Origin of the sequence: Bacillus sp. FJAT-26390 (assembly GCF_001682865.1) — a bacterium.
Classification (GTDB): domain Bacteria; phylum Bacillota; class Bacilli; order Paenibacillales; family Paenibacillaceae; genus Pristimantibacillus.
This window is the reverse complement of record NZ_MAQX01000008.1, coordinates 16735-28244: the sequence shown is the minus strand read 5'-3', so window position 1 is coordinate 28244 and position 11510 is coordinate 16735. Positions and strand designations below refer to the sequence as shown.

At 46.7% G+C, this 11510-nt stretch carries 10 protein-coding genes and 1 tRNA gene; 10 read left to right on the top strand and 1 reads right to left on the bottom strand.

Annotation, left to right across the window (positions count from 1 at the left end):
• The first annotated feature begins 48 nt into the window (after positions 1–48).
• From A7975_RS11490 to A7975_RS11445, 10 genes are all read left to right on the top strand, one after another.
• Positions 49–124, top strand: a tRNA-Val gene (locus tag A7975_RS11490).
• A gap of 399 nt (positions 125–523) precedes the next feature.
• Positions 524–859: a family 43 glycosylhydrolase gene (locus tag A7975_RS11485; RefSeq protein WP_065385193.1), complete on the top strand. Its 336-nt coding sequence runs from the start codon at positions 524–526 to the stop codon at positions 857–859.
• Positions 860–935: 76 nt separating this feature from the next.
• Positions 936–1421: a lipocalin-like domain-containing protein gene (locus A7975_RS33045; RefSeq protein WP_176707715.1), complete on the top strand. Its 486-nt coding sequence runs from the start codon at positions 936–938 to the stop codon at positions 1419–1421.
• Between the two features lie 33 nt (positions 1422–1454).
• Positions 1455–2444 carry a glycoside hydrolase family 43 protein gene (locus tag A7975_RS11475; RefSeq protein ID WP_053374087.1) on the top strand — a complete coding sequence of 330 codons (990 nt, stop codon included), beginning with the start codon at positions 1455–1457 and terminating at the stop codon, positions 2442–2444.
• 276 nt (positions 2445–2720) lie between these two features.
• A complete protein-coding gene (locus A7975_RS11470) occupies positions 2721–4079 on the top strand; it encodes an ABC transporter substrate-binding protein (protein ID WP_065385191.1) in 1359 nt (452 codons plus the stop codon).
• Between the two features lie 94 nt (positions 4080–4173).
• Positions 4174–5064, top strand: a complete 891-nt coding sequence (locus tag A7975_RS11465; RefSeq protein WP_053374089.1) for a carbohydrate ABC transporter permease — start codon at positions 4174–4176, stop codon at positions 5062–5064.
• Positions 5065–5094: 30 nt separating this feature from the next.
• Positions 5095–5937 carry a carbohydrate ABC transporter permease gene (locus A7975_RS11460; protein WP_065385190.1) on the top strand — a complete coding sequence of 281 codons (843 nt, stop codon included), beginning with the start codon at positions 5095–5097 and terminating at the stop codon, positions 5935–5937.
• A gap of 283 nt (positions 5938–6220) precedes the next feature.
• Positions 6221–7723 carry a DHA2 family efflux MFS transporter permease subunit gene (locus A7975_RS11455; RefSeq protein ID WP_082198147.1) on the top strand — a complete coding sequence of 501 codons (1503 nt, stop codon included), beginning with the start codon at positions 6221–6223 and terminating at the stop codon, positions 7721–7723.
• Between the two features lie 133 nt (positions 7724–7856).
• Positions 7857–9623 (top strand): class I adenylate-forming enzyme family protein, encoded by a 1767-nt coding sequence (locus tag A7975_RS11450; RefSeq protein WP_065385188.1) that lies wholly within the window; start codon positions 7857–7859, stop codon positions 9621–9623.
• Positions 9616–10695 (top strand): acyltransferase family protein, encoded by a 1080-nt coding sequence (locus A7975_RS11445; RefSeq protein ID WP_065385187.1) that lies wholly within the window; start codon positions 9616–9618, stop codon positions 10693–10695. The genes A7975_RS11450 and A7975_RS11445 overlap by 8 nt, the downstream gene beginning before the upstream one ends.
• Before the next feature lie 70 nt (positions 10696–10765).
• On the opposite strand, the gene A7975_RS11440 is transcribed toward A7975_RS11445, so the two are convergent.
• On the bottom strand, positions 10766–11440 hold the full coding sequence (locus A7975_RS11440) for a DUF4358 domain-containing protein (RefSeq protein WP_065385186.1): 675 nt from the start codon (positions 11438–11440) through the stop codon (positions 10766–10768).
• Positions 11441–11510 lie beyond the last annotated feature (70 nt).

Below are 11510 nucleotides of genomic sequence, written 5' to 3'. Positions count from 1 at the left end.
TTTGTGCTAAGAAACAACCCCACATACCGTGGGTTTTATTGTTTTCATGGAGGCTTAGCTCAGCTGGGAGAGCATCTGCCTTACAAGCAGAGGGTCGGCGGTTCGATCCCGTCAGCCTCCACCATATCTTTTTTTCAGAAGCCATTGTTCAATTGAACAAGGTTTTTTTTTTTGCCCAGTATTCAAAGTTCCTCCTTCTCCCATTCGCGAGGATGCCCATTGTCATATTCGACTCTTGGATCCTCTTGAATGAGGCACCCCGCAGCAAGTTAACGGCATAAATGATTTCATTATGAGAGGGCTATCCATCATCCAGAGCAGCGGATAAATGGAATAGCCCTATTTGGCTTTCAGCATCTCCTCAATTCTCCTTCTTACGTTAATGATATTATTAATAAATTTAATTATTGACAGCAGTAATAATCAGTTGTTAAAATTCACTTTAACATGAATTAATCAATAAATATATAAACATTACATGAAATTGAGAAATATCTATTTTGTTATTCATGGAGGAAATGAGATGAATCATCCAAGAAAGCCGCCTGAACAGCGACTGTTTGACCCGGACACCTTCGAGGATGAGACGACTTGGAAAACGTTGAATACGCATGATCCTGGCATTTTCAAGGACAGCGGCAGCTATTACACGTTTTCGACTGATGCTATGTATCGGGAGAACGATCGGCCGCTTTTTCGCGGAGGCATACAAGTCAGACGTTCAAAGGATCTTACGGATTGGGAATGGGTTGGTCATGCTTTTGATGGCGTTCCTGAGCAAGCGAAAGACTGGACCGGGGCTGTCGGGTTATGGGCGCCTGATGTAATCAAGCTTCATGATGCCTATTTGCTTTATTAACTATCGATTCAATCATGCTCCCGGCTGGTTGGCGCCTGGACATAACTCGGTTTTGGAGGATAACGGAGCCTACTATATGGTGCACCACGCTCGGGAAGAGATGAATAGACACTGCTTCCATCTCCATGTGAGATCGATCGTCTGGACGGAGGATTGCTGGCCGCTTGTTTCTCCGGAGCGGTACTCAGGAGAGCCGCAGCGAATGATATCGCCAAATGAACTGGCAGGGGAGTGGGAGTGGGAGTGGATCGTACATGATCCAAGAGCAGACAGCATGGTGGATGCAATTGCGCTAACCCTTCAACCGGACGGCAGTATCGACACCGGCATCGACTCCAGCTTAATGAATCATGGCTGGCGTGTTGTCTATCAGGCGACAGTCGAGCTGCAGCTTTCGAGTCATACATTTGGCTGGGAATCGCAAGTGGAGCTGTGGACCTGCAGAGGAACCGTTCTACCTGCATGGGACTGGGAAAGGGAGCGAGCAGCACTCGTATTCACGGGCTTGACGGGCACAGGAGCAGCCGTATGGGGCAAACAGATAAGTCAGCTAGAAGCTTAATAGCCATATAACAAAAAAAGGGGTTTTGATGACATGATAAGCAAACAAGCAGCAGCCATTCAACCATTTACGAATCCGGTAATTCCGCAACGCGCCGATCCTTGGGTATACAAGCATACGGACGGTTACTATTATTTTACCGCTTCGGTGCCGGAGTATGATCGACTTGAAGTACGCAGAGCGAAGACCATTCAGGAGCTTGGTTCGGCAGAGGCTGTAGTCGTATGGCGAAAATATGAGACAGGGCCGATGAGCGCAAACATTTGGGCGCCGGAAATCCATTTTATTAAAGGGAAATGGTATATCTATTTTGCAGCGGCTAGAACCTCGGAGACGGTAGACGGACTATTTGACCATCGTATGTTTGTTATTGAGAATGAATCTGCTAACCCGCTGGAGGGGAATTGGACGGAGAAGGGGCAAGTTAAAGCCAATTGGGAATCCTTTGCTCTTGATGCGACGTCATTTGAGCATGAGGGCGTTCAATATTTGGTATGGGCTCAGAAGGACCCTGCGATTAAAGGCAACTCCAATTTGTACATAGCGCCGATGAGCAACCCTTGGACGATTAGCGGCAAGCAGGTGATGATTGCGACTCCAGAATACGATTGGGAGAAAATCGGTTTTCTCGTCAATGAAGGCGCTGCCGTCCTGAAGCGCAATGGGAAAATTTTTATCAGCTACTCGGCAAGCGCTACCGATTATAATTACTGCCTGGGTTTGCTCTCAGCAGCAGATACGAGTGATCTGCTTAATCCGGCTTCTTGGAGCAAATCAGCAGAGCCCGTCTTCCAAACGAATGAAGCGACGGGCCAGTATGGTCCTGGTCATAACAGCTTTACGGTAAGCCCGGACGGAGAGCAGGACATTATCGTTTACCATGCCCGTAATTACAAAGAAATTGTGGGTGATCCGCTTTATGATCCAAATCGCCATACAAGAGCGCAAGTATTTGGCTGGAATGAGGACGGTACTCCGGACTTTGGCATTCCGGTTGCAGATGGGCCTGTGGCAGCGGAATAATTTTTTAGCTGATTTGCTCATTTGTTAACTACATATGACTTTCGATCCGAACATCATATCGACCGATTAGAAAAAGCTGGTAAATATTATTTTGGCGATGAAATAGTGCGTATAAATGGTGTTCAAGCAACCTTTCGACAAGTATTGACAATGAAAGCGCTTTGCATTATTATGAGTTTAACAAAAGTATTAATTATTTAACAAAAATGCTTACTTGATGTATTTGACATTAATTAATGGCTGTTTGTGAACGCAGTACATTTAGGAGGGGTTAGGTTGGCTAAGAAAAAAGGTTTACTTTCAGCATTTGCAATCATGATGTCATTGGCCGTAGTACTTTCCGCATGCGGTGGGAAAGACAACTCAGGCAACACCGGCAGCACAGGCGAAAAAACAGAATCCAAACAAATTTCGTTTATGTTCAGAGGCGGTCCTGAAGAGCAAAAAGCTTATGAAGCAACTGTCAAAAAATTCGAGACGGACAACCCTGGCGTTAAAGTTAAAATCATTACAACAACCGGTGATCAATATGCAACGAAATTAAAAGCGGCCATTACAGGCAAAAGCGTTCCAGACGTCTTCTACTTTGACCCAGGTGATCTGAGAGCGTATGCAAACGGCGGCGTACTTAAAGATATTACGGAATACGTCTCCGACGTAAAATTCGATAACATTTGGAAATACGGCGTTGATAGCTACCGCTACGACGGCGAAACAGTAGGCCAAGGCAGCATCTACGGCTTGCCGAAGGATGTTGGTCCTTTCTCGCTTGGTTATAACAAGGCGATGTTCGAAGCAGCAGGCATTCCATTGCCGGACAAAGACAAGCCATACACGTGGGACGAGTTCATCAAAGTAAACCAACAGCTTACGAAGGACAACGATGGCGATGGCAAGATCGACCAGTACGGCACAGGCTTTAACGTAAACTGGGCTTTGCAAGCTTTCGTATGGAGCAACGGCGCTGACTGGCTCGATGAGACGAACACAAAAGTAACGATCGATGATCCTAAGTTTGCGGAAGCGCTTCAATATTTTGCTGACATGCAAAATGTATATAAAATTACGCCTTCTATTGAAGATGCGGCAACACTCGATACATACCAGCGATGGATGAAAGGCGAGCTTGCTTTCTTCCCAGTAGGTCCTTGGGATCTAGCGACCTATGAAACATTGCCTTTCGATTATGATCTGATTCCTTACCCTGCCGGCTCCACTGGCAAATCAGCAACGTTTGTAGGATCGCTCGGCATCGGCGTATCGAGCAGCTCGAAGAGCCCTGAGCTAGCGGCTAAGCTTGTCACTTACTTAACAGCATCGCCAGAAGGCCAGCAGCAGCTGGTTGATGCGAAGGTGCAAATTCCTAACCTGATCGACATGGCTGAAACTTGGGCTGCTAATTCGGAGACAAAGCCAGCTAACAAAAAAGAATTCCTTGATATCGTGCAAGACTACGGCAAACCAATGCCGAACACATTGACTTACAATGCAGAATGGTACCAACTATTTTTCACAGATATCCAGCCCGTGCTTGATGGCAAAGTAACGGCAGCCGATTATGTGAAAGCGGAACAGCCGAAGATGCAAAGCTTGCTTGATAAAGCGATCGAACAAGAAGCAAAATCAAAGAAATAATCCGAGCTAATCATTTTTAACCCGCAAGCCGTGATGTTAGTTCTCTCTCGTAGAGCTGGCATCACTCTTATGCCGGGTGAATCAGAGGTGGAAGATGAAAACCAAGTCGAATCTCTATCGCAAAGAAAGCTACTACGGGTATTTATTTGTACTTGCGCCCGTACTTGGATTTCTCTTGTTTACTTTGTATCCGCTTTTATATTCGCTCTACGGTTCCTTTACCGACTGGGACGGCTTAGGCCGGATGGATTTTATCGGCTTTGCCAACTTTAAAGAAATATTTATGGATGAGCAATTCCATAAGGCGAGCTTCAATACATTGTTCATGATGATCGGCATACCCATTGAAATTGTGCTAGCTTTGCTGCTTGCTCTAGGGCTTAATCGGAAAATGTTCGGAACGACAACCTTTCGAGTCGTTTACTACATACCGGTCATCTCCTCGCTTGCGGCGATTTCGATTTTGTGGCAATGGGCTTATAACGGCGACTATGGTTTAGTGAATCAGTTTCTTGCCCTATTCGGCATTGATGGGCCCAACTGGTTGACTGATAAATATACGGTGAAACCGGCACTCATTATTATGATGGTATGGAAAAACCTCGGTTACTCGATGCTTCTTTATTTGGCGGCGCTGCAAAGCGTGCCCAAAGATTATTATGAAGCAGCGCAGCTGGACGGGGCGAACGGCTTTCAAATTTTCAAGCACATTACATTCCCTATGGTTAAACCGGTTACCTTCTTTATCGTCGTTACGAAAGTGATCGGCGGCGCGCAAATTTTCACGGAAATCAACATTATGACGTCAACAGGCGGTCCGGAGTACAGCTCTGCCTCGGTCGTATTCTATGTTTGGCAAAAAGCTTTCGGCAACCTGCAAATGGGTTATGCTTCCGCCATGGCGATGCTGCTTGGCCTATTCATCTTCGTCATCACGCTTGTTCAATTCAAGATGAATGAAAGATCGTCGAAAGACCTGGAATAACGACATCAGAGGGAAGGAGTGAGCCTAACCATGCTATTGGCCAAAAAGTTTAAAATTTCGAATGCTATCATTTTTATTCTTATCAGCATAGGCGCTGTCTTTATGATAGCCCCGCTTGTATGGACGGTCTCAACATCGTTCAAGACGAAGGCGGAAGTGTTCGCTTTGCCGCCCGTATGGATACCGGAGAAATTTGACTTCATTAAATACATGGAGATTTGGGAAAAGGGTCCGCTGCTCAGCGGTATTCAGAACAGCTTGCTAATTACGCTATGCGTCACAATTATCGGGACGTTTACTTCGAGCTTGGCGGCGTACTCGTTCGCGAAGCTGCGTTTTAACCATAAGAACAAAATCTTCATGCTGCTGTTATCCTCCTTAATGATTCCTTATCCGGCGATCATGATTCCGCAGTTCATCATGTTCTCTGAGTTTGGCTGGGTCGATACGTTAAAGCCTCTTATTGTACCGGGCTTGTTCGGAAACATCATGATGATCTTCTTCCTGCGTCAATATTTGACCAGCGTGCCTGGCGCTATTATAGAAGCGGCGAAGATCGACGGAGCCTCTTACTTTGGCATTTTCACCAAAATCGTATTCCCGTTAATCCGTCCGGCGGTAGCCGCACAGGTCATTCTGTGGTTTATGGGCATTTGGAACGATTATTTGGCGCCAATCATTTATTTGAATTCGCCAGAGAAGCAGACGCTTCAGCTTGTTATCGCGAACTTTAATGCAACCTATGCGATTCAAACGGATTATCCGTTAATTATGGCCGCTTCATTCGTTGCTTTGCTTCCAATGCTTATCATCTTCCTTGTGTTCCAGAAACAAATTATCGAGTCTGTCGCTATTTCTGGCGTTAAGGGCTAGCAGGGCTACACTGGTATGAACGAACAGTGGACAGCGGTATGGGGCAGCGAATTTCTAGTCGCGCGAATGCGAAGATATAAGGGAATAAAGATGAACAAAGCCTCGGAGCGGTTTCTCCGGGGCTTTGTTCTTTTTTTAGGATTACGGGCCAGCATGATTAGAAGGAAAATACGTTAGTCGGATTAGATGTTTAAATGAATAAATTGTTTCCATTGAAATTACTTTAGAACTAAAATATAATAGTTAAGCTGTAAAGTAATAATAAAGGGTGTGGGAGAAGTACATGAATCAAGAAGAGCTTAAGAAGGTGCGTTTCTGGCCTGTAATGGTTGCTATTTTTATCGGTTCTTTTTTATGCGTATTGGCGTCGGCTACGATCAACTTGGCGCTCGAAATTTTGAAGGATCATTTTGACACGTCGCTGAGCTCTGTCCAGTGGACGTTAACCGGCTTTATGCTGGCAATGGGTACTACGGCGCCAATTGCCGGGTATTTGGGAGAGCGGTTCAGCTACAGAAGGTTATACCTGTTCTCATTGATTGGATTTACGGTTGCTTCGGTATTATGCGCCTCTGCTTGGAGCGAAGGCTCGCTAATCTTGTTCCGTGTATTGCAAGGAGCATTCAGCGGCTTGATCATACCGGCTACAATGTCGATTATTTATCAAATTATTCCGAGAGAAAGACAAGCGATGGCTATTGCGTTCTGGGGCTTGTCAGCGATGCTGGCGCCAGCCTTCGGTCCGACGATTAGCGGCTGGGTGCTGGAGAACTTGAATTGGCACTGGCTGTTCCTCATGAACATTCCGATTGGATTGATCGCGATCGGTTTCGTTTATACCTATATCCCTTATTATCGGATGAATGTTCCTAAGACCTTTGACGGACTGGGCTTCCTTACCGTTATTGTGAGCAGCTCGTCCTTGCTGCTTGCGCTGGGCCAAGGCCATAGCTGGGGCTGGGGATCTTGGAAAATCGTTTCCCTATTCGCGATTGGCGCGATAGCCCTTATTTTATTCGTATGGAGGGAACTGACGACCGAGACACCGCTGCTTAATTTAAGGGTGTTTAAAAACGGACGCTTCACGTTAAATGCAATCATCTCCAATATTATTACGATCAGCTTGTATTCAGGCACCTTGCTGACACCGATATTCTTGCAACGGATTCAGCATGTGTCCGCAATGGATACGGGCATGATCCTGCTGCCGGCTTCGCTCGCAATGGCGCTGCTTATGCCGGTTGTCGGCAAGCTTTATGGCATTATCGGACCTCGCTGGCTGATGTCAAGCGGCATTGTGCTGCTGACGATCGGAACGCTGGCACTGAGCTGGCTAAGCCTCGATGTATCGCATGCTTACGTAATCTGGTGGATGATCGTGCGTAATATCGGAATCGCCCTAGTCGTTATGCCTTCGAGCAACGCGGCAATGGAACAAATTCCAGCCGAGCTCTCCGGGCATGCATCCGCAATAACGAACTGGACGAGAAATGTGTTCGGATCATTCGCGATTGCGATCTTCACCACGATGCTCGCAACAAGGTCGGTAACTCACGCTACTGACTTTATGAAAGCAGGCGATGTCGACGAGCTTCATATTACGATGATGTCCTTCACGATGAGTGTGAACGATGTGTATGTTGTTGCTACCTTGGTAGCAGTCGTTGCGCTTCCGCTAAGCTTGCTCGTTGGCAAGGCGAAACGGGCAGATGGAACAAAGCCGAAGGTTGGCAAAGATAAAGAAGTTCCAAGCCAATTGGCAGCTACAGTCTCTGCCAAATCGTAATAAATGCGCTGCAAGAGAGTTTAACATTCTCTGAGCAGCGCTTTTTTTATTAAAAATGTTCTTTATTAAGAACTTAATAGATGCTATATTAGACGTGTCAGTGCCGTATATTATATATTTGCGGGGGTTCAGAATGATGAAGAACAGCAATATGTTGAACAAGGATACGATACCCTATTTGCTTCAAAAGAGGGCAGCCGATTGCCCTCATGATGTCGCGTACAGCTTTCCGACCAACTCTTCACATCATACATGGCTGACGATTTGGGAAGAGGTCCGTTTTGTCGCAAAGGGCTTCTTGCAGCTGGGCATCAAGAAAGGCGATAAGATTGCGCTGCTTATGCCCGGCCGGGTAGAGCTGGTCGTTTCGATGTTTGCGGCAGCCTGTGTAGGTGCGATCATTGTCCCGCTCAATACCTATTCGAAGAAGCAGGAGCTGCAGCATTATTTGAAGGACTCCCGCCCGGCAGCCCTCATTATGGGGACAGAGGGGCAACATATTCATTATCCCGCTATGATGGTAGAGATTATTTTAGATAGCCATAAAGAGGGACTGGACAGCAGCTGGCTTCCTAAGCACATATTCGTCCTGGATGAAGCGGGCCACTTGGCTGCGCCTTTTCAGCCGTATTCAAAGCTCAGCGTGCTTGGCGCAGCGATTGAGGCAAGTGATTTTCTAACCGCGTGCACAGCCAATACCCCAAAGGACCCTCTTATCCTTCTTTATACTTCAGGTACGCTTGGCATGCCAAAGGGCGTGCTGCGTACCACTGCCTCCTTTTTAGTGTCGGCTAATCTTGGCGAACAGCCGGGAAGAAGCACCGCAATGCTCATGAAGCTAAGCGATAAAATAACCCGCTATTTTTCGATCATGAACCTGCTGCCCTTATACCATCTAGGCGGATTTGCTACTTTATTTACCGGCTTGAAAGCCTGCAATATTCGGATTGTCATGCTCACCCACTTTAACCCTGTGAATGCCTTGTCGGCTGTAGAGAAGGAAAGGTGTAGGGTGCTCATCGGCACGCCATTTATGATCCAGCAGATGCTCTCTTCTCCGAAGCGGGAGGAATTCGATTTAAAATCATTGCTCGGTGTAGCCTTTACCTCCGCTGCGGTGAACAATATTATTTTGCAGAAGATTATGAAAAGCTTGAATCTCTACTTTTTTATGGTGAGCTACGGGTCCTCGGAAGCCGGCGCGGTTGCAAATGCAACATGCTTCGTCAACCGCAGGAACAACGTTATGCTGCGGCTCCTTTATCAGCTATTGAAGCACACGAGCCTGCTAAGCGGATTAATTCTATATAAGGACTTTGAAAAAGGCTCCTACAGCATAGGCGGCAAGGTGGACAAGGTTGTTGAGGTGAAAATTTTAAATCCGGAGACGGGAGAGACGATGCCTTCCCATGAGCAGGGTGAAATCGCGATTCGAAGCCACCGCGTCATGCGCTATACGAACGAGCTTCAAGATCGCGCAAGCATCACTGCAGACGGATGGTATAAATCCGGGGACATGGGCTTTTTGGACGACCGCAGAAACCTGACGATTACCGGAAGACTGCACAGGATGATTACAAGAGGCGGAGAGAAAATCTCGCCCTTAGAGATTGAAAACGTGCTGCTAAAGCATAAGGATGTGGATGAAGCGCTTGTAATCGGAGTGCCGGATGAGCTTTATGGCGAGCAGATATGCGCCTGTATCGTAGCCAAGCAGGGGGCTAATCTAACTTCAGATAAACTGAAAAATGATTTGGCACCGGAATTGTCCGCTTTTAAGCTGCCGCGTTATTTTGTGTTTCTTCCGGTATTCCCGCTCTCGCCGACAGGCAAGATCTCCATTGCCGAAATAAAGTCGCTTGTGCTTCCCGGGATAGGAGAGCTGCGAAAGAATGCGTAAATATTATCCGGGCATTACGCTTTTTAAGCTGGGAGGCTCGTTGCTTGTCCTTGTCGCTCACATTATGCTCATACGCTATATGACGCTCCTTCCGGGGCAAGCGCTCGTGCAGTTTGCTTCTCTTGCGACGAGGGTAGTCGTGCCTTGCTTCTATGTCATAGCAGGTTTTCTGGCGTATAAAGGCTGGAGCCATGCGGCTAGCTCACGCTCTTATATGCAAAAGTATCTAAAGCGGTTAGTTATCGTCTATTGCTTCTTTTGCTGCTTCTTTGTAGCGGAGCACATCGTGCCTAAGCTCATTAGCGACGGTTTGTCGGCGGGAAATCTGTTTGTTCAGGCCAAAATACTTTTTATTGCGGTGTTCCTGAACGGACCCTTTATTCAGTTTTGGTTTATTCCTCCGCTCATTTTTGGCCTTCTAGCCGCCTACTGGTTTTTTGAGAAGCAGTATGTTCGCCTTGCGGTCATTTTGGCGCTAATAGGATTTGTTGCTATTCAATTCGTTTCCGGCAGCTTGATGAAGGTTTTCGGAGTGACCGCGGCAAGCATTCCATTCATGAATCCCGACTATATGGAGTATTTGGACTTATTGGTGACGAGGTATATAGGCTTCGGCTTCACGTTTGTCGCAGCCGGTGTATTTCTAGCTAAGTATGAAGAGCAGTTCATGCAAATAAGGATAAGGCCAATTATTATTTTTGCTATTGTTTTTACCGTGATAGAGACGGCGCTGCTGCTCCAATTCAGTGAATGGACGACGGATTACAAGTTTGCCTTCAGCATGCTTCCGAATACGCTGCTCATTTTTTATGGCATCCTGCGCATGAAAAGCCCGGCCGTTCAGACTTATCATAAAAGGATTAACCTCTTTAGCATCGTAACGTTTTTTGGCCATATTCTGTTTATGCGATTAAATTTCCTGCTAATGGGCTGGGACGCCGCGAGTATGAACATCGGACAGGACTTTATGCTGTTGTTTATGACCCTCATCGAATGTGTGGCGGCCACGGCATTTTTCAGCTTAGGCTCTAAGTCGTGGGCAGCGAAGCGGACGAGAAACTTACCGCAGTAAGCTGCGGCTTCCCTGCTAATCGAACCGATAAATAAAAAAACCTGACCTCAAGAGGTCAGGTTTTTATGTATTATTTGAAAAAGCCGTTGAAAATTTCAACTACTTTATCTTGGTCATGAGAGATGGATAACATGACGTAGCTGCCGCTGCGAACGATTTTGTAGTTCTGCGCGTCCTCGTATTGGTCCTGCAAATACGTTTCAAACGTTTTTTGGATGCTGGCTGCGCGATTCTCCAAGGCTTCAGCGACTGCATCGTAATTTTTATCTGATTTCAGCTTTACGATAACGAGCTCAGTTGCTTTCGTATTCATCAAAGCCTGCATAAATACTGCCTCCGATAGCAGGCTGCCTGAATCAATTCCGTATACATCCTTAATGCGCTCGCCTTCTACAGTAACGAGGCGCGGCATTTCGATGTCTTTCAAAATTTTGGCGGAAATATCCGATACTTTAATGTCCGAGGAAGGCTTCGGCGTTGCGCTTGGCTTTAAGGTTGGTTTTTGGGACGGCTTTTGCGTCGGTTTTTGTGTTGGCTTTGCGGTTGCCGCTGGCTTCTCGGTAGCAGCGGGTTGTTCTGTTGCTGGATTCACTGCAGGCTGTTCCGTAGCAGTCTCATTCGAAGCATTGCCTGCCGGCTTGTTGTTGGCCGGTTTTTTGCCAGCGTCACTGCAGCCTGCAGCGAGCATCGATACGGTGAGCGCGAGTACGGCCATTTTGGTTAATGATTTCCTAAGATGTAGCATGCAAGTCTCTCCTCGAGTAAAAAAAATGTCGAACACTAGACGACCGTGTTCGACAAAAGGTTGCAAGGCT

Excerpts from the sequence above, each read along its gene's own strand:
- A7975_RS33045 (WP_176707715.1), top strand. The coding sequence starts at position 936 with ATGGTGCACCACGCTCGGGAAGAGATGAATAGACACTGCTTCCATCTC.
- A7975_RS11485 (WP_065385193.1), top strand. The coding sequence starts at position 524 with ATGAATCATCCAAGAAAGCCGCCTGAACAGCGACTGTTTGACCCGGAC.
- A7975_RS11455 (WP_082198147.1), top strand. The coding sequence starts at position 6,221 with ATGAATCAAGAAGAGCTTAAGAAGGTGCGTTTCTGGCCTGTAATGGTT.
- A7975_RS11440 (WP_065385186.1), bottom strand. The coding sequence starts at position 11,440 with ATGCTACATCTTAGGAAATCATTAACCAAAATGGCCGTACTCGCGCTC.
- A7975_RS11465 (WP_053374089.1), top strand. The coding sequence starts at position 4,174 with ATGAAAACCAAGTCGAATCTCTATCGCAAAGAAAGCTACTACGGGTAT.
- A7975_RS11460 (WP_065385190.1), top strand. The coding sequence starts at position 5,095 with ATGCTATTGGCCAAAAAGTTTAAAATTTCGAATGCTATCATTTTTATT.
- A7975_RS11475 (WP_053374087.1), top strand. The coding sequence starts at position 1,455 with ATGATAAGCAAACAAGCAGCAGCCATTCAACCATTTACGAATCCGGTA.
- A7975_RS11450 (WP_065385188.1), top strand. The coding sequence starts at position 7,857 with ATGATGAAGAACAGCAATATGTTGAACAAGGATACGATACCCTATTTG.
- A7975_RS11445 (WP_065385187.1), top strand. The coding sequence starts at position 9,616 with ATGCGTAAATATTATCCGGGCATTACGCTTTTTAAGCTGGGAGGCTCG.